Here is a 17,565-nt window from a genome sequence, read left to right on the forward strand (position 1 = left end):
TGGAGGAAGAGATAGTTTGATTTCAGTAAGAATTGCTGAGTAGGCCGAAAAAAGTCGCTGACGTAAAAGAAAGAGCCTTGGAGAGTGCATACTCCCCAAGGCTCTTTCTTTAGGACGTGTGAGCTGGCTACCACTCAGTTGTTAGGTTTTGGCGTTACACACTCCGCTGCTTGAGGCGAAGCTAACAGACGTCACGGCTGAACACTGTCGGAATCGTCAAAATCGAGAAGCTGTGATGTCATACTGAAATGAGTAGAAGAAGATTTTGTCAATAGCGATGAAGTGGTCATCGTATCCAGACACGGAGAACTCATCCCGCCTATTCAGGAACTTTTTTACCTTTTGGTGATCGCACTTGTTTTATCCTGCTGGCCGGATCGTTCGGATAGGGTCCCTTTCTTACCGGATACAATACCCGCAAATAAAATTACGGTGGAAATGGCGATCAGGAAAAGGATCGGCAAGGACCAGCCGTGGCTCAGATCGTGCAGGATCCCGACAAAGACAGGGCCGCCTGCAGCTAACAAGTACCCGAACGATTGGGCCATTCCGGACAGCTCTGCCGCTTCTTGTGCGTCATCCGTCCGGATTGTGAAGAACATCATGGAAAGGCTGAATGCACTGCCGCCCGCAATTCCGAGCAGGATTGCCCAGAGAGGGATGAATGTCGGGATGCCAAGCAGCAGTCCGCTGAACCCGACGATGAACAGGACAGCCGTTGCGACTGATGCTCCGACCTGGTTTGTCAATTTCTCCGCAACGACCGGTACGATGAACGTGGTCGGAATCAATGCGGCCTGCATAAGGAAGACCATCCAGCCTGCTGCGTCCGCCGTGTAGCCGATCGACCGCAGAATGTCCGGCATCCAGGTAATCAATGTGTAAAAGGCAAGAGATTGGCAGCCCATGAATAGGGTCACACTCCAGGCGAGTGGAGAACTCCATAGACTGGCTTTCTGTTTCGTGTCCACCTTCACTTTAGGGGAGGCATCCCGCGGCTTGCGCAGCTGCGGCAGCCACATGAGCAGTGCGATGGCTGCCAGCCCTCCCCAGATCCCGAGCGCTCCCTGCCAGCCCAGATCACCTGATTTAGCGAGCGGGGCGCTGATTCCTGACCCGAGCGCGCCGAAGATATTCATGAAGATGGCGTAAATGCCAGTCATGATACCGATCTTCAGAGGGTAATTCATCTTGATGATGCCGGGGATCAGCACATTGCCGACGGCGATCGCCAAGCCGATCAGCACCGTCCCGGTGAACAGGAAACCGATCCCTGTCACGGAGCGGACGAGGATCCCGGCAATCAGCAGGCAGGTCGACAGTGCGATTGTCCATTCCATTCCGATCCGGTTGGCGATTTTCGGGGCGAAAGGGGAGAGGAACGCGAAGGCCAGCAGTGGCAATGTCGTGATCAGCCCGGCCGCCGCATTACTGATACCGAGGTCATCGCGGATGAACGGAATCAGTGCGCCGACTGACGTGATGGGCACCCGTAGCGTCGACCCTACCAATATAACCCCAATCAGCAGGAGCCACCCTGTTTTTGCTGTACGATTATCTGCCAATGTTGCGGTTTGTTTCTTCATACGATTCCTCCCGTGCATCCAAAATCATTTCTTTCAGCATCTTCATATCACGCGCTGCATAGCAGGCTGCCGATTCCGGGTCCTGTTTCCGGATGGCTTCCAGCAATTCAAGATGGACCTTCTGACTCTTCTGCAGGGCAGGCTCCATCGCCAGGACGTCCTGGATGAAAGCATACAGAATGCCGGTCATATGCTCATACAGATCTACGAGCAGTGGGTTGCCGGAAGCGAGCACGATGTTTTTGTGGAACTGCAGGTCGGAAGTGATGAACTGCTCCACATCTCCGTGTGCAGAGGCGTGCCTGCAGCTCTGGATACACGCTTCCAGGTTTGTTAAATCCGTCTCTGTTCTTCGTGCAGCGGCCAGCTGGGCCGCCTGCTTTTCCAACGCTTCTCGGACTTCCAGTGTTTCAAGCATCGTGGATTTTTTAGCTCGGCGCGCCAATGCGCTGCCGAGCGTACTGGATGAACGGACAAGAGTGCCGCTGCCTTGTTTCGTTTCCAATAACCCGGCGTGCACTAACGCCCGGATGGCCTCCCGCAGCGTATTGCGGCTGACACCGAATTCCGCCATCAGTTCCATTTCAGGCGGAAGTTTCATGCCGACGGTCCAGTGCTGCTGTTCAATGAGCTGCTCCATCTGTTCAGCCACCTGCTCCACCAGCGATTTGCGATGTGTTTTGCGTACCATGGCGTCCCTCCTGAAAGTTGTAGGATGATTGGTCCGGTGAATAGGGTACCATTGCCGGAATGGCTTGTAAACCATGAAAGAGGCTGGGACAAAACCCAGTCATTAAAAAGAACGGGTCCCGGAGGAATAAAACCTCCAGGCCCGTTCTTTTGATCTTTTAGACAAGTAAATAGGGAGACTCTCTGTTAAAATAGATTCACCACAAACCATCAACGGAGGTCTCCCTATGTTTAAAGAGTATACCATGAATCAACTTATTTTGCCGCTTGATATGGAAATGAAATTGCAAAAAGATGATATTGCCTACGCTGTGAATGACTTGGTCGAATCCATCCCCTAAGAAGCCTTCACAGGCTTTTTACGTGAAACCGGATGTCCTGCATATCATCCTCGTATGATGATGAAGATTCTTCTCTGCGCCTACACACAATCCGTGTTTTCCGGCAGGAAAATCGAAGCTCTTTTGAAAGACAGTATCCGCATGATGTGGCTGGCGCAAGGGTACGAACCAACGTATCGCACGATCAATCGTTTCCGCGTCCATCCGCAAGTCCAGGAATTACTGCGTCAGTGCTTTGTCCAATTTCGCTGCCGGCTGGTCGAAGAGAAGCGCATTGATGAAGAAGCCATCTTCATCGATGGTACGAAACTGGAGGCCAATGCGAATAAGTATACGTTTGTCTGGCGTAAGGCAGTGGAACGGTACAGTGCCGGTCTGGTGGAGAAATCGAATCAGATGTACGAGGAACTGTTGGAAAAGAATATCATCCCGGCGATACAAAGAGAAGATGCGGAGGAACTTTCGGCGGACGAGCTATCCAGCATCCTGAATCAATTGGAAGACAACGTCCAGGAGTATGATCAAAAAATTGAAGCGAGCGATGATACCCATGTTCGCAAGAAGCTTCGTTCCGAACGAAAAGAACCCAAACACTATCGAAAACAATTTGAGGACTTCTTGCGGCGAAAAGAGAAATACCGCAAGGACATGGAAATTTTCGGTGCTCGGAACAGCTATTCGAAAACGGACCATGACGCCACCTTTATGCGGATGAAGGAAGATCACATGAAAAACGGTCAGCTCAAGGCCGGTTATAATGTACAAGTCGCGACTGAAGGTCAATATGCCCTTGCGTACGATCTCTATCCGAATCCCACGGATACCCGCACACTCATTCCGTTTCTGGATCGAATTGAACAAGATTTCTTCAACCTCCCTCCCCACATTGTCGCAGACGCAGGGTATGGGAGTGAACAAAACTATGGAGATATTCTGGAAAACCGTGAGCGAGTTCCGTTAATCACCTACAACCAGTACCGCAAGGAACAGAAAAAGAAGTGGAAAGAGGATCCGTTCAACACAGCGAATTGGACGTATGATGAACAGAATGATGTGTATACTTGCCCAAATGGCCGGAAGCTTGGATTCAGTCACTTTGCGAAACGAACGGATAAGTATGAGTTCACACGCCATTACAAAATCTACGAATGTGAAAACTGTTCAGATTGTCCTTTGCGTGCCAGCTGTACAAAAGCGACCGAAGGGAACAATCGCAAATTAGCCGTAAATGAAACATGGGAAGCACATAAGACCATTGTTCGCAAGAAGCTTTCAGAAGAGAAAACCGGTGCACTCTACGGGAAACGAAAGATTGATGTAGAACCAGTTTTTGGATTTCTGAAGGCGAATTTGGCGTTCACTCGATTCTCCGTGAGGGGGCTTGAGAAAGCAAGGAATGAAATGGGATTTGCGTTCATGGCTGTGAATTTACGAAAATACACGGCCGTGAGTAGGTCCACCAGTTAGAAACAAGGGACTTGGGAAAGAAAAAAGCGAATTCTCACTAAAAACCAGTGAGGATTCGCTTTTTCGGTTCATTGGAGGCTAGTTATGTCCCAGCCCCGTATGTGAAGAAGACGCTGCCCGTGCTGGCCGCTGTCCTCGGAACACTCGGCGCAGGTTACGGTCTCACAAAACTGTTCGGGGCGTTCATCCCCGGGTGGATCAACCCCTTTCTGAACCTGTTACCGGGCGATCTTCTCCAGCAGCAGAACAGTCGGATGTGGTACGTGGCATTGCCCGTTACATTGGTAATTGCGATTGTGTTGCTGATGGTGGCTGTGCGGGAAGTGAGGAAGAGCCGGCTTGCCAATTAAATCCGAAGATAGTCCATGAAAGGTAAGTGTCTGCTGATAACTCCATAACTACAATGAAAAACCGCCCGGAACAGCAGATGCTTGTTCCGGGCGGTTTCATTCGATTATCGATATTCCGTCACCCGCGGAACGGCCACCAGACGCCGCGGCCGAACGATACGGTGATCGCCGGGATCAGGAGCGGCAGGATGATGAGGCCGTACAGCAGGAGGCCGGTGATGACGATGGTCGCGATCTGCACGAGGCTCAGGACGCCGGACGGCATCATCGCACCGAACGTGCCGGCGAGGATGACGGCGGCGGTGATGATGACTGTGCCCATCTTCGCCATCGAGATGCGCAGGGCGTCGCCGATCTTGCTGCCTTTCATGCTCTCTTCGCGGAAGCGGTCGAGCAGGAAGATCGAGTAATCGACGCCGAGCGCGATCAGCATGATGAAGCCGAAGAACGGTACGGCCCAGCTGACGCCGTCATAGCCGAGACCATTGACGAAGATGAGCTCCGTCACGGAGATCGACGTGTAATACGTCAGCAGCAGGGAGCCGATCATATAGAGCGGCATGATTGCGGAGCGGAACAGGATCGTCAGGACGATGAACAGACCGACGAGCATGATCGTTACCGTACGTGTGAAGTCTTTTGATGAAATGTCATCGAGATCCGAGTTCATGCTGGAAATCCCGGCGAACGCTACGTCCGTCTTTTCGAACGGTGTGCCAATGACAGATGTTTTCACGCTGTCTTTGATGTCATGGACCGTCTGGATCGCTTCGCGTGAATACGGATCGTTTTCCAGGATGACTTCCATCAGGATGCCGGTCTCGTCTCCGAACGTATAGCGGTCGACGACGGGCTGGAATTCTTCTTCTTTGAGCGTGCCGGACGGGATGTAGATGCCGGTATCCCGGATGCTCGGCGTGTCACTCATGTCCTTCAGCATATCGGTCACTTCGGTGAGCCCTTTGCTGATGTCAGTCAGCCCGTTCTTCGAATCGGTGACCCCTTTCGCGAGCTGGCCGAGACCGCCGCTGAGCTGTCCGATCTGGGAGCCGGAGCCTTCGATCTGACTGGCAGCCCCGTTCAGACTGCTGGAAATCTTGCCGAGCTCCCCGCTGAGAGCATTCAGTCCGCCCGCAGCCTGTGCAGCCGGCATACCTTGCGACAAGCCGCCGGCAATCTGGCCGAGCTGGGCGTTGATCTGCCCGATACCTTGGGCGGCCTGGCGCAGACCTGCGCCGCCTGAAGAGGCCTCCGAGCCGGATGGCAGCTGACTGGCCGCATCGTTCAGTCCGCCTTCGACTTGCCCAAGGCCGTCCTGCACTTGCTTGATGCCGTCATTGGCATCGTTCAGGCCGTCTGCAATCAGACCGAGCTGATGATCGACATCGAGGTCCTCGATCTGTTCGCCTGTCGGGCGGGTGATCGTCCGGACGGATTTGACGCCGTCGACTTTTTCCAAGTTGCGGCTGATTGTCTCGAGATAGGGAACGTCTTTCTCATCGACAATGGAACTGTCATCTTTCAGGATGACCTGGACAGGAAGGGAGTCCCCTTTCCCGAATCCTTCTGAAATGAGGTTCAGCCCTTTGACGGACTCTTTCGACTGGTCGATTTCGTCCACTGTGTTAAAGGAAAGATCGTTGTCGTACGTCAGCAGCAATGGCACAGTGATGATTGCAACGATTGCCATCGACAGCAAAGGCCGTGCAACGGACAGCTTGCTGAAGCCGATCCACAGTTTGCTGTCATTGTGGGCTGTCGCTTGTTTCGACGGCCAGAACAATTTGTCTTTCAGCAGCATCATGAACAGCGGGACGACCGTGAACAGCACAAGGATCAAGACGGCGATCCCGACGGCGACCGCAACGGCGGATTTGAAGATCGGGAAGTCGGCGAAGCCGATAGCTGCAAACCCGATGAACACGGCAAGTGAACTGATGATCAGCGTCCGGCCGGCAGTTTTGTACGTATTGACGATCGCTTCCGTGATTTCATGTCCTTCGATCAGCTCTTCCTTGTACCGGCTCAGGAGCAGGATACAATAGTCGGTTCCGAGCCCGAACAGGATCGCGACCAGGAAGATCTGCGTATAGTTCGAAACCGGGAAGCCGAACCAGTCGACGAAGAACGCAACGAGTGATTGGCTGAGCAGGTAGGTGATCCCGACAGCGATGAGCGGAACGATCGGTGTCACGATCGAGCGGAACACGATCAGCAGCAGCGCGAAGATGAGGACGACTGTGATGACTTCGGTCTTCTTCAGTCCTTCCTGCGCGCTGTCGTTGACGTCGTTATTGATGATCGCTTCCCCGGTCAGGTAGACTGTCGTGTCCTTTGGAAGGATCTCCGACCGGATTTTATCGCTCAGGTCGATGATCTCTTCATCGGTTCCGTCAACTGTGATCGGGACGAGGACCGTTTTGCGGTCTTCGGACACGAGCTGTTCTTCAACTTCCTTGCTTTCGAACGGCTCCATCACATCTGTGACGGGTTTTCCGAGATCTGCAATTTCTTTGACGGTATCACGGATCGAGTCTTTGTCTTTATCCGTGATCGCTTTGTCGTAGTCATAGACGAGCGAAAGGGTGTCTTCCGACGCGCCCGCCTTCTCCAGGATATCCGCCGCTTTCTGGGAATCGGCATCCTTCGATAGCTGGAACGAACCGGCCTCTTCCGCCTGTTTGGCGAGGTCCGGTGCGACGAACAGCAGGCCGACGGCGAGTCCGACGAGGACGATGAAAATCGGCCAGCGGAATTTCAAGATGGTCTTCATTGGTCAGTTTCCTCCATTTTCAAGATGTCCTTCACTTTCCGGAATGTCTGAACGAAGGCGCGCAGCTCATCCTCAGAGATTTCCTTCTCGAACATCCGGGTGATCGTTTCGTTCAGTGCGCGGTTCGATGTCTCGAGGATCTCCTGCCCTTCTGCGGTCAGGCCGGCGGTTTTCGACCGCTGATCCGTCATCGACCGTTCCGTACAGACGAGCCCTTTGTCCTCGAGCTTCTTGATGCGCGCAGTGATGGCGCTCTTATGGACGCCCTGCAATTCTGCCAGCTTGCCGTTCGACAGCGGTCCGTAGGCGGCCAGCAGTTTCAGCGTCTGGATCTGTTCCGGGGAATACTCCTTCCAGACAGGTGCCTGCACGGACTTCAGGAAATGCTCAGTTCCGTAGATCATCACTTCTTCGAACAGCTCGATTGCCTCCAGCAATGTATCTTTCATCATCATCGTACACCCCCTAAACTGTTTACTAGTTTATAGGGTGAACAAGTTTCCGTCAACCCATTCGATTCCTGCAGAAACAGCCGATTCCACAGGATATGCTACACTGATAGGAAAGGAGTGATCATGCGATGGATGGAAAGAATCGAAGCGATATCCGCCCCGGTCTCCGGGTGAACGTGATTTTGAAGAAAGACCAGCGGAGCGGGGTGAAGACGGAAGGGGTTGTCAAGGATCTGCTGACGAATTCCGCGCACCACCCGCATGGCATCAAAGTGCGGCTCGAAGACGGCCAGGTCGGCAGGGTCTGCGACATATTGGAATGAAGGGAGGCAGTCCGATGAATCCGCTTGACAGATTCCACCTGAAGCATCCGATCATCCAGGCGCCGATGGCAGGCGTGACGACAGCAGAGTTCGTTGCAGCGTGCACGGAATCGGGTATGCTCGGTTCGATTGGTGCCGGCTACCTGGATGCGGCATCGACACGGAACATCATCCGGGCGGTCCGCCAGCTGACGGACAAGCCGTTCTCGGTCAATCTGTTCGTTCCGGATGAGCCGGTGTTCGATCAGCAGGACGTGCGCCGGGCGTATGAGGCGCTGCAGCCGATCGGCGAACAGCTCGGCCTGCCGTTCTGGAAGGCGCCGCTGTCGGAACCGGAGTTTGACGGACAGCTTCAGGTGGTTTTGGAGGAGAAGCCTGCCGTCTGTTCGTTCACGTTCGGTCTGCCGTCAATGGAAACCATGCAGGCGCTGCGACAGGCCGGAATCCTGACGATCGGCACGGCGACGACACTCGAAGAGGCGGCCGCTGTCCAGTCATCCGGCATGGATATGGCCGTGCTGCAAGGATCGGAATCGGGCGGTCACCGGGGATCCTTTGCGCCCGGCGGTCCGCTTGTGCCGCTCGATGATTTGCTGCAGCAGGCTGCCGGGAGTCTGGAGATCCCGCTGATTGCAGCAGGCGGCATCATGTCCGCGAGCCGGATGCGGGAATTGCTCCATGCGGGTGCATGCGCTGTCCAGATCGGTACGGTTCTGCTCGCGGCTGAAGAAAGCGGGGCAGCGCCTGCTTACAAACAGGCGGTCCAGGAAGCGGCGGATGACCGGACGGTGATCACGTCTGTCTTCTCCGGACGCCCGGCGCGCGGCATCCGCAATACGTTCATCGACCGGATGGACGGAGCTCCGCTTGCGCCGTATCCGTTCCAGAACGATCTGACGAAACGGCTGCGGAAGGAAGCGGCCGCACGCGGGGATGCGGAGTATATGTCCTTGTGGGCAGGAACAGGGGTTTCCGCGGCGGGCAGCGGAACGGCTGCCGAACTCCTGTCCCGGTTCCTGGATAGCTGAAAGAGGGGAGCGCCTTGCGTTTCCCTCTTTCGAAGTGACTGAATTCACTTTATAATCAGATGAAAAGGGGGCGGCCGCTATGCTCGATCTGCTCATCATCATGCTCGAACGGGTCGGGACGATTGTCGCCGTGGCGTTCATCCTGACACGGTTCCGGTTCTTCAAACAGCTCATCCATCAGGATACGCTCACCCGGCGCCAGAAGGTGAATGCCATTTTGTTCTTCGGGGCGTTCGGCGTGATCGGTACATATTTAGGCGTCGCCTTCAGTACGCAGACATTGCACTTCAACAGTGTGTCAATGAATTTATCCGGAGATGAAGCGATCGCAAACTCCCGCGTCATCGGCATCGTGGTCGCCGGACTTCTCGGCGGCTGGCGGCTCGGTCTCGGCGCTGGTCTGATCGCCGGGCTCCACCGGATGACGCTCGGCGGGTTCACCGCATTCTCCTGCGGCCTGTCGACAATCCTTTCCGGGCTCCTCGCCAGCTGGTTCTATCGGAAAGGCAAAACCGTCCATCCGGTCATGGCATTTGCGATCGGTGCTCTGGCGGAAGCGATGCAGATGGGGCTGATCCTCATCCTGTCGAAGCCGTTCACGGAAGCCTGGTCGCTCGTCCAGGCGATCGGCCTGCCAATGATACTCGCAAACGGACTCGGCACGGCGATCTTCTTGCTGATCGTCTACAACGTGCTGAGCGATCAGGACAAGGCGACCGCATTACAGGCGCAGAAGACGCTCCGCATCGCCAATCAGACGCTTGCGCATCTGCGGCAGGGGATGACGGCGGCGACATGCGACGCTGTGTGCCGGATCCTGTACAGGGAACTGGAGCCAAGCGCAGTGGCAATGACGAACCAGTCCGAAATCCTGGCGCATGTAGGTGTGGCGAGCGATCATCATCAGCCGCACAGCCCGATCCAGACGACGATCACGAAGGAAGTGCTGCAGCACGGCCGCCGTGTCACAGCGGATGACGGGGCGATCCACTGCATCGAAGCGCACTGTCCGCTCGGCGCTGCTGTCATTGCGCCGCTCAAGCAGCGCGATGAAGTGGTCGGGACCCTGAAACTCTATTATCCATCGGAGAAGGCGATCACGGATGTGACGATCGAACTGATCGACGGGCTCAGCTCGCTGCTGAGCGACCAGCTCGAGATCGCAGCCGCAGGACGGGCGCACGAACTCGCGAAAGATGCGGAAATCAAAGCGCTGCAGGCACAGATCAGTCCGCATTTCTTCTTCAATTCCCTGAATGTCATCATTTCGCTGATCCGGACCGATCCGGACCAGGCGCGCCAGCTTCTCATGTCGCTGTCAAAGTTCCTGCGGCAGAACGTTGAAGGGACAACGGCGATGCGTGTGACGCTCGAGCAGGAACTGGCCCATGTCCAGGCCTACCTGCAGATCGAGCAGGCGCGGTTCGTCGACAAACTGACGGTGGAGCTCGACGTCGATCCATCCGTACTGTCGCAGCTGATCCCTCCGCTGACGCTTCAGCCGATCGTCGAGAACGCTGTCAAGCATGGCATCGCCGATATGGCGAGCGGCAGTGTGGTGACCGTCTCGATCGGATTGGAGGAAGGGGAGACCGTGATCACGGTCCGGGACAACGGCAAGGGGATTGCGGAAGAACGGCTGCCGCTTCTTGGCGAGGAACCTGTCGAATCGGCTACCGGAACAGGGATGGGCCTCTATAATGTCCACCGCCGTCTCGTCATGTCGTTCGGCAGCGAAGCGGGCCTCCGGTTCGGGGTCCCTGAAGGCGAAGGGACGGTTGTCCGGTTCCGGATCCCGCAGACAGTGAAAGAGGAGGTGCACGTATGAGTATCCGGATTCTTGTGGTGGATGACGAACGCTACGCCCGGGAGGAACTCATCTATTTGCTCGGACGCCATCCGGACGTTGACATTGTCGGAGAGGCGGACTCGGGCGATGCGGCGATCCTCAAAACGATCGAGTTGCAGCCCGATGTCCTGTTCCTCGACGTCGAGATGCCGAAGATGAACGGCCTCGAAGCGGCAAAAGTTGCAAACGGTCTTAAGCATCCGCCGCATCTTGTGTTCGCGACCGCCTATCCCCAGTTCGCAGCGGACGCCTTCCGTGTGGATGCGGTCGACTATCTGCTGAAACCGTACGAAGAGGAACAGCTCGCCCAGACCCTCACACGGATCCGCGCAAAGCGGCCGGCAGGCGGGAAAGCACCGGCCCGGCAGCCGCTCGGCCGGCTCGCTGTTGAGCGGGAGGGGGAAATCGAGTACGTGCCGATCCCTGACATCCTGTACGTCAGCCGGGAAGAGAACCGGACGCGGGTCATCACGCGGACAGGGGAGCACGAAGTGAAGCTTCCGCTGAGAGATCTGGAAGCACGTCTCGTCCCTTTCTCGTTTTTTCGCATCCATAAGAGCTATCTGGTCAACCTTGCGCACGTCCGCCGCCTGACCCCCTGGTTCAACGGCGCCTATCAGCTTGAACTGGAAGGCAGGCCGGAACAGCTTTCCGTCAGCCGGAATTATGCCAAAGCGCTGCGGCGTAAGCTGGAAGGGTGACAAGCTGCACGTCAGTACGGAGATCCGGCACGTCAGAAGGAAGAAACGACATGATATCCCCGGAATGGCCAATTGTTAGAATAGTTGTTTTATAATCAAGGCAGACTTCTGACAGAGAAAGGACGGGGGATATATGTATACGTTTCTATTTGGGGTGGCATTGCTGATCGTCGGGTATTTCACGTACGGTAAGTTTGTGGAGCGGGTGTTCGGCGTGAAAGAAGAACGGCAGACACCTGCGTTTGCGAACCAGGACGGCGTCGATTACGTGCCGATGAATACGAAGAAGAACTCATTGATCCAATTGCTGAACATTGCGGGGGTCGGCCCGATTTTCGGTCCGATCATGGGAGCGCTGTACGGTCCGGTCGCATTCCTCTGGATCGTGCTCGGTGCAATCTTTGCGGGCGCAGTGCATGACTACCTGACCGGGATGATCTCCATCCGGAACCGCGGGGCACACTTGCCGGAGCTTGCAGGCAAGTTCCTCGGGAAATTCATGAAGCACCTTGTAAACGCTTTCGCCATTTTACTTCTCCTGCTGGTCGGAACGGTGTTCGTCTCGGCACCTGCAGGCCTCCTGTACAACCTGATGAACGGCTGGATGGCGATGGGTCTCATCGTTGCAGCGATCTTCATCTATTACATCTTGGCGACGCTGCTGCCGATCGATAAGATCATCGGCCGGTTCTATCCGATCTTCGGCCTGCTGCTGATCATCAGTGCGCTGGGTGTCGGCGGCGGCATGCTCATCAAAGGGGCGCCGATCCCTGAACTGTCTTTGACGAACCTGCACCCGGATAACATTCCCATCTTCCCGCTGCTGTTCCTGACGATCTCATGCGGCGCACTGTCCGGATTCCACGCGACCCAGACGCCGATCATCTCTCGGACGACTCAGCGTGAGAAACAAGGCCGCAAGATCTTCTACGGCATGATGATCGCAGAAGGGGTCATCGCAATGATCTGGGCAGCGGCCGGCATGGCGCTGTTCAACGGACCGGTCGGCCTGAACGAACTGCTCGCTGCAGGCGGTCCTGCCATGATTGTCAGCGAAGCATCGACTCTTATGCTCGGCGCGGTCGGCGGAACCCTCGCCATTCTCGGTGTCATCATCCTGCCGATTACATCCGGCGATACGGCGTTCCGCAGTGCCCGTATGATTATCGCGGATTACTTCAAGTTCCCGCAGCTGAAGGTCATGAGCCGGCTCTGGATCGCCTTGCCGCTGTTCGCCGTTTCGATCGCACTGACATTCGTCGACTTCAATATCCTCTGGCGTTACTTCTCGTGGGCGAACCAGTCCACGGCCGTCATTGCCCTGTTCGTCGCTGCGATGTATCTGTTCATCGCCGGCAAGAATTACTGGATTGCGCTTGTGCCTGGCACATTCATGCTCATGGCGACGACCACATATATCCTGAATGCGCCGATCGGGTTCCGGCTGCCGATGGAAGTGTCGCTGATCGGGGCGAGTGTCATCTCGATCTTCCTCGTTGCGCTGTTCTTCTATTCCGCGGTGAAAGCGAAGCGTGCTCAAGTGCCGCTTGAAGTGGACGCCCCGGATTGGGATGACGCGATCGCAAGTGCAGCCACAGCAGCAACTCCTGAATAATGGATGGTCCCCGGGAGGAACAATCCCGGGGGTTTTCATGTTCCGCTTCCGCCGGCATCCGGCCGCCCTGTATACTGGAGACAGACAGGGGGAAGCATCATGAGGAAATACATAGGGGAAATCGGCCTTCTGGTCACGGCCATCATCTGGGGGACAGGCTTTCCGGTAAGTGCCATTGCACTCGATTACTTCAGTCCATACCAGATTCTCGCGGGACGGTTTGCGGTCGGTGCCGTTCTGCTCGGCATCGTGTTCCATAGGAAATTGAAGTCAGTGACCGCTGCGGCGGTCTGGAAAGGAAGTCTGCTTGGGATCTTCCTGTACAGTGCCTTCGCCTTGCAGACGGTGGGCCTGCAATTCACGACACCTTCGAACAACGCATTCCTGACGGCCGTCAACGTGCTTGTCGTGCCGTTCATCGCCTTCGTGCTTTACCGCAAGCGGGTCGGTGCATTCGAGGTGACCGGTGCGTTTCTTGCGATGGCAGGAATTGCATTACTGTCCATGAACGGCTCTTTGACGCTCAATCCGGGGGATGTGCTGTCACTCCTTTGTGCGGTGATGTTCGCCTTCCATATTTTCTACACAGGCCAGTTCGTGAAGACGGAAGATGCCATCATACTGACACTTATCCAGATGGCGGCGGCTGCGGTCATCGCCTGGCTGGCAGTGATTGCGCGCGGGGAAGCCGCAATCCCGGTAACGCCGGAGTCGGCTGCCGCGCTGCTGTACTTGGGAGTCTTCTCGACGACGATTGCATTCCTGCTGCAGACGGTCGCCCAGAAACATGTCACCGAAACGAAAGCGGCGATCCTGCTGTCGATGGAATCGCTATGGGGCATGGTTTTTTCGATCCTTCTGCTGCATGAAGCGGTCACAGGACGGATGCTGATCGGCGCAGGACTGATCCTGGCAGCGATCCTGCTGGCTGAGACGAAACCGGGCTTCCTAATGAAGCGTCGGCTCGGAAAGACCGGGTGATCTTATGAACCCGTCGCAATCCGGACGGAAACGTGCGATAATGGAAAAAACGCGCGGCAGCACTCAGCGGCCGGAGCAAAAAGGATGACACGATGAAAACAATTGATGTACTTGTAAACGATAAAAGCGCCAGCAGCCTGCGGAAAGGATATCCGCTGATTTTGAAAGATGCCGTCATGAATCCGGACGTGCTGAAAGAAGAGGGCAGCCTGCTCCGTCTTGTGGACCGGAACCGCCGTTTCATCGCCAAAGGCTATTACGGCGTGCAGAACAAAGGGGTCGGCTGGGTGCTGACCCGGAAAGAGGAGGAAGCGATCGACTTCGACTTCTTCGAATCCCGCATGGCAGCGGCCTTCGAGCGCCGGGAAAGCTTCCGCATGAACACACAGACGACCGCCTACCGCCTGTTTAACGGGGAAGGGGACGGCATCGGCGGGCTGACCATCGATTATTTCGACGGGTATTATATGGTGAGCTGGTACAGTGAAGGCATCTATACGCTCAAGCATCACGTGTATAGCGTGCTCGACAAGATTGCGGACGCGAAGGCGGTCTACGAAAAGAAACGGTTCGATACGAAAGGGCAGTACATCGATCAGGATGATTATGTGTCCGGCGAGCCGGCGGATTTCCCGCTCATCGTCAAAGAGAACGGCATGAATTTCGCAGTCGATCTCAACGACGGGGCGATGACAGGGGTCTTCCTCGATCAGCGCGACGTCCGGAAGGCGCTCCGCGATAACTACTCGGAAGGCAAGCATGTGCTGAATACGTTCTCGTACACAGGCGCATTTTCCGTCGCCGCAGCGCTCGGCGGCGCGGTGAAGACGACGAGTGTCGATCTTGCGAAACGCAGTCTCGCAAAGACCATCGAACAGTTCAGTGTGAACGGCATCGATTACGAAGCACAGGACATCAAAGTGATGGATGTGTTCGACTACTTCCGCTATGCGAAGCGCCATGAATTGAAGTTCGAAGTCGTCGTCCTCGATCCGCCGAGCTTCGCGCGCTCGAAGAAAGCGACATTCAGCTCAGCGAAGGACTACCCGGCCCTGCTGCAGGATGCAATCGCCATCACTGAGAAGAACGGCATCATCGTCGCGTCGACGAACAACGCGAGCTTCAGCATGAAAAAATTCAAGGGGTTCATCGACGAAGCGTTCAAGGCGGCAGGCCACCGTTATAAGATCCTGGAAGATTCATCACTGCCGAAAGACTTCCGCACAAACCGTGACTATCCGGAATTCAACTATCTGAAAGTGTGTATCATCCAGAAACTGAAGTGATCGGGGCCGCCCGCTCGTACACCCTGGCGAATGATTAGTAAACTCGGCGATGTGCTCATGAATCGCTGAAAATGATCATAAAGCACAGGGAACCGCTCATAAAGCGCGGAAAGTGATCATAAATCATGGGGACCGCTCATAAAACGCGGAAAGTGATCATAAACCATGAAGAACCGCTCATAAACCAGCGCAACCCGCTCATAAACCAACCGGCCGCAGCCCTTACTCGCGGCCGGTTTTCCTGTTTATCCACCCAAAGACTGCCGCGCAGCAAACAAACCAAGACTGGCTTGTGTGCTTCGCCTTGCGAAGCATTTTCTGTAGGATCCGCAACCCAAATAGGGAGGTACTGTCACAAAAACGCCCGAGACAGCGGCAGACTTATGAAGTAAGCTTGAAGTATGAGAACGACTTCGGGAGGTCAGTGGGATGAAACAATGGACAGGTCTGCTGCTGCTGGGCGCAGTGCTGCTGCTATCCGGCTGCGCCTATACGTTCGCGCATGAAGACGGCTACCGGATGGCGGTGATCAATGAGGGGTTCCCCGTGCCGAAAAACGCCTACGAGCTGAAACCGGAAGACTGCACAACAGAGATCGCCAAGTCGGCAAAGTACAAGCTGGCCGGCATCGGCGATGAAGACGGAACCCCGCCCGCCGCCTACTTGGCGGAAATCGAAAAATGGGGCTGGACCGAGATGACCGAGGCACGTGTCGGCAATGTCCATTATTTCAAGAAGAACGGCAAGATCATGTCACTTATCATCCAGAAGGACGTCTTCGATGTGCTGGAGATGAGTGATGCAGTCCAGCTAAGATAAGGCGTATAATCCTCAGGTTTCCAGCCACCCTTCCTGTAAGGAGGGTGACCAACCATTATGATACTAAAACAATTCTTACTGCCGGCGGCTGGCATGCTGTGTCTTGCCATGATGACCGGCTGTAATCCGAAAGACGCAAAACTTCCTGTCAGCGCAGAGGCGGCGATGACCGCGGAAGCCGTCCTGATCGATACGGACGGCAAGGAAATCGGAGAAGCCCATTTCACGGAAGCGAATGGTGCACTGACGATCAGCGTACGGGCGGAAGGACTGGCGCCGGGCACTCATGGCATCCATCTGCATGAGAAAGCGGTCTGCACGCCGCCTGACTTCAAATCGGCGGGCGGTCATTTCAATCCGACCGGCAAACAGCATGGGTTCGATAATCCGAAAGGGTACCATCTGGGCGATCTGCCGAACCTGGAAGTCGGCGAGAGCGGGAAAGTCGCCGTGAAAGTGGTCATGCACAATGTGACCCTGCAGAAAGGGAAACCGAACTCCCTTCTCGATGAAGACGGCAGTGCGCTCGTCATCCACGCAGGACCCGATGATTACAAAACCGACCCGGCCGGCGATTCCGGCGATCGGATCGTGTGCGGTGCATTGGAAGCCAAGTGATCCCGGAAACACCTTTCGGCCAATTAAATAAACGGATAGTCCGAGCATTGCCCTGCGCAATGCTTTTTATTTTTCCAATTATCCGCTATTTCAGCATATACCTGTGCTATACTTCAGTTATCTGACTGCTGAAACACTACGTGCAGATTCACATGGCCGCCAGTCTCACTATGGACAGGGGGCGCCCAGAGAAAAGGGGAATGACAGATGAGAAAGATGGCAATGGTGCTCTTCGCTGTGCTCTTGCTCACAGCATGCCAGTCAAAAGGCGCTGATATTAAGGAAGTCAAGAACGTCCCGGCCAAGGTCCAGGACATGATCACGAAACAGGAGATGCTGGGCAGCAAGCACAACCTTTATATGATCAGCACCGGGGACAGCGCGTCCTATCTCGTCTTCCGTGCATCAGGCAGTGTCACCTCGTCGGTCGAAACCGATGGGGACCTTGTCACGTTCCGTCTGGATACAACTGGCGGATCGGACAAAACGGAACTCCATGTCTTCGAACTCCAGCGTCAGGGGGAAGATAACATGATCCAATTCGAAGTGAACGGTAAACTCGTTCCGCTCGACACCTATCTTATCGGATCGGCCGCTTTACCGGCGGCCTGATGAAACGAGGAGGGTTCCGATTGCGACTCGGCAGGAAAAGAACGTGCGAGTCGCAGATAGAAGGGGCACCACTG

At 55.4% G+C, this 17,565-nt stretch carries 15 protein-coding genes and 1 pseudogene; 12 read left to right on the plus strand and 4 right to left on the minus strand.

Annotation, left to right across the window (positions count from 1 at the left end; all coding sequences use genetic code 11):
- Positions 1–335 precede the first annotated feature (335 nt).
- Positions 336–1,586 carry a CynX/NimT family MFS transporter gene (locus tag QWT68_RS13640; RefSeq protein WP_040285533.1) on the minus strand — a complete coding sequence of 417 codons (1,251 nt, stop codon included), beginning with the start codon at positions 1,584–1,586 and terminating at the stop codon, positions 336–338.
- Positions 1,555–2,277 (minus strand): FadR/GntR family transcriptional regulator, encoded by a 723-nt coding sequence (locus QWT68_RS13645; protein WP_290148668.1) that lies wholly within the window; start codon positions 2,275–2,277, stop codon positions 1,555–1,557. Before QWT68_RS13645 ends, QWT68_RS13640 begins: the two co-directional genes overlap by 32 nt.
- Positions 2,278–2,503: 226 nt before the next feature.
- Here QWT68_RS13645 and QWT68_RS13650 point away from each other — a divergent pair.
- Positions 2,504–4,189, plus strand: a pseudogene (locus QWT68_RS13650) (IS1182 family transposase).
- Positions 4,186–4,434 (plus strand): hypothetical protein, encoded by a 249-nt coding sequence (locus QWT68_RS13655; RefSeq protein ID WP_040285535.1) that lies wholly within the window; start codon positions 4,186–4,188, stop codon positions 4,432–4,434. The pseudogene QWT68_RS13650 and the gene QWT68_RS13655 overlap by 4 nt, the downstream one beginning before the upstream one ends.
- A gap of 118 nt (positions 4,435–4,552) precedes the next feature.
- On the opposite strand, the gene QWT68_RS13660 is transcribed toward QWT68_RS13655, so the two are convergent.
- Together QWT68_RS13660 and QWT68_RS13665 are read right to left on the minus strand one after the other, a co-directional pair.
- Positions 4,553–7,207: an MMPL family transporter gene (locus tag QWT68_RS13660; protein ID WP_290148669.1), complete on the minus strand. Its 2,655-nt coding sequence runs from the start codon at positions 7,205–7,207 to the stop codon at positions 4,553–4,555.
- The gene (locus tag QWT68_RS13665) at positions 7,204–7,662 is read right to left on the minus strand and encodes a MarR family winged helix-turn-helix transcriptional regulator (RefSeq protein ID WP_244898662.1); all 459 of its coding nucleotides are present in this window, start codon (positions 7,660–7,662) and stop codon (positions 7,204–7,206) included. The genes QWT68_RS13660 and QWT68_RS13665 overlap by 4 nt, the downstream gene beginning before the upstream one ends.
- A gap of 125 nt (positions 7,663–7,787) precedes the next feature.
- Between QWT68_RS13665 and QWT68_RS13670 the strand changes: the two genes are divergently transcribed.
- From QWT68_RS13670 to QWT68_RS13715, 10 genes are all read left to right on the plus strand, one after another.
- A complete protein-coding gene (locus QWT68_RS13670) occupies positions 7,788–7,982 on the plus strand; it encodes a YwbE family protein (protein ID WP_290148670.1) in 195 nt (64 codons plus the stop codon).
- A 14-nt stretch (positions 7,983–7,996) separates the two neighbouring features.
- Complete coding sequence (locus QWT68_RS13675; protein ID WP_290148671.1) at positions 7,997–9,010, plus strand: NAD(P)H-dependent flavin oxidoreductase; 1,014 nt, start codon at positions 7,997–7,999, stop codon at positions 9,008–9,010.
- A 79-nt stretch (positions 9,011–9,089) separates the two neighbouring features.
- Positions 9,090–10,838 carry a sensor histidine kinase gene (locus tag QWT68_RS13680; protein WP_290148672.1) on the plus strand — a complete coding sequence of 583 codons (1,749 nt, stop codon included), beginning with the start codon at positions 9,090–9,092 and terminating at the stop codon, positions 10,836–10,838.
- Positions 10,835–11,560 (plus strand): LytR/AlgR family response regulator transcription factor, encoded by a 726-nt coding sequence (locus QWT68_RS13685; RefSeq protein WP_290148673.1) that lies wholly within the window; start codon positions 10,835–10,837, stop codon positions 11,558–11,560. The genes QWT68_RS13680 and QWT68_RS13685 overlap by 4 nt, the downstream gene beginning before the upstream one ends.
- Positions 11,561–11,693: 133 nt before the next feature.
- Positions 11,694–13,175 carry a carbon starvation CstA family protein gene (locus QWT68_RS13690; RefSeq protein ID WP_290148674.1) on the plus strand — a complete coding sequence of 494 codons (1,482 nt, stop codon included), beginning with the start codon at positions 11,694–11,696 and terminating at the stop codon, positions 13,173–13,175.
- Positions 13,176–13,274: 99 nt separating this feature from the next.
- Positions 13,275–14,156 (plus strand): DMT family transporter, encoded by an 882-nt coding sequence (locus QWT68_RS13695; RefSeq protein WP_040285542.1) that lies wholly within the window; start codon positions 13,275–13,277, stop codon positions 14,154–14,156.
- A 92-nt stretch (positions 14,157–14,248) separates the two neighbouring features.
- Positions 14,249–15,442 carry a class I SAM-dependent rRNA methyltransferase gene (locus tag QWT68_RS13700; RefSeq protein ID WP_040285543.1) on the plus strand — a complete coding sequence of 398 codons (1,194 nt, stop codon included), beginning with the start codon at positions 14,249–14,251 and terminating at the stop codon, positions 15,440–15,442.
- Positions 15,443–15,871: 429 nt separating this feature from the next.
- The gene (locus QWT68_RS13705; RefSeq protein WP_040285544.1) at positions 15,872–16,261 is read left to right on the plus strand and encodes a hypothetical protein; all 390 of its coding nucleotides are present in this window, start codon (positions 15,872–15,874) and stop codon (positions 16,259–16,261) included.
- Between the two features lie 57 nt (positions 16,262–16,318).
- On the plus strand, positions 16,319–16,879 hold the full coding sequence (locus QWT68_RS13710) for a superoxide dismutase family protein (protein ID WP_290148675.1): 561 nt from the start codon (positions 16,319–16,321) through the stop codon (positions 16,877–16,879).
- A 207-nt stretch (positions 16,880–17,086) separates the two neighbouring features.
- On the plus strand, positions 17,087–17,491 hold the full coding sequence (locus QWT68_RS13715) for a hypothetical protein (RefSeq protein ID WP_040285545.1): 405 nt from the start codon (positions 17,087–17,089) through the stop codon (positions 17,489–17,491).
- Positions 17,492–17,565: the final 74 nt, after the last annotated feature.

Source organism: Sporosarcina trichiuri (assembly GCF_030406775.1).
Classification (GTDB): domain Bacteria; phylum Bacillota; class Bacilli; order Bacillales_A; family Planococcaceae; genus Sporosarcina; species Sporosarcina trichiuri.

Excerpts from the sequence above, each read along its gene's own strand:
- QWT68_RS13660 (WP_290148669.1), bottom strand. The coding sequence starts at position 7,207 with ATGAAGACCATCTTGAAATTCCGCTGGCCGATTTTCATCGTCCTCGTC.
- QWT68_RS13695 (WP_040285542.1), top strand. The coding sequence starts at position 13,275 with ATGAGGAAATACATAGGGGAAATCGGCCTTCTGGTCACGGCCATCATC.
- QWT68_RS13670 (WP_290148670.1), top strand. The coding sequence starts at position 7,788 with ATGGATGGAAAGAATCGAAGCGATATCCGCCCCGGTCTCCGGGTGAAC.
- QWT68_RS13640 (WP_040285533.1), bottom strand. The coding sequence starts at position 1,586 with ATGAAGAAACAAACCGCAACATTGGCAGATAATCGTACAGCAAAAACA.
- QWT68_RS13685 (WP_290148673.1), top strand. The coding sequence starts at position 10,835 with ATGAGTATCCGGATTCTTGTGGTGGATGACGAACGCTACGCCCGGGAG.
- QWT68_RS13715 (WP_040285545.1), top strand. The coding sequence starts at position 17,087 with ATGAGAAAGATGGCAATGGTGCTCTTCGCTGTGCTCTTGCTCACAGCA.
- QWT68_RS13700 (WP_040285543.1), top strand. The coding sequence starts at position 14,249 with ATGAAAACAATTGATGTACTTGTAAACGATAAAAGCGCCAGCAGCCTG.
- QWT68_RS13675 (WP_290148671.1), top strand. The coding sequence starts at position 7,997 with ATGAATCCGCTTGACAGATTCCACCTGAAGCATCCGATCATCCAGGCG.
- QWT68_RS13665 (WP_244898662.1), bottom strand. The coding sequence starts at position 7,662 with ATGATGATGAAAGATACATTGCTGGAGGCAATCGAGCTGTTCGAAGAA.
- QWT68_RS13710 (WP_290148675.1), top strand. The coding sequence starts at position 16,319 with ATGATACTAAAACAATTCTTACTGCCGGCGGCTGGCATGCTGTGTCTT.
- QWT68_RS13705 (WP_040285544.1), top strand. The coding sequence starts at position 15,872 with ATGAAACAATGGACAGGTCTGCTGCTGCTGGGCGCAGTGCTGCTGCTA.
- QWT68_RS13645 (WP_290148668.1), bottom strand. The coding sequence starts at position 2,277 with ATGGTACGCAAAACACATCGCAAATCGCTGGTGGAGCAGGTGGCTGAA.
- QWT68_RS13680 (WP_290148672.1), top strand. The coding sequence starts at position 9,090 with ATGCTCGATCTGCTCATCATCATGCTCGAACGGGTCGGGACGATTGTC.
- QWT68_RS13690 (WP_290148674.1), top strand. The coding sequence starts at position 11,694 with ATGTATACGTTTCTATTTGGGGTGGCATTGCTGATCGTCGGGTATTTC.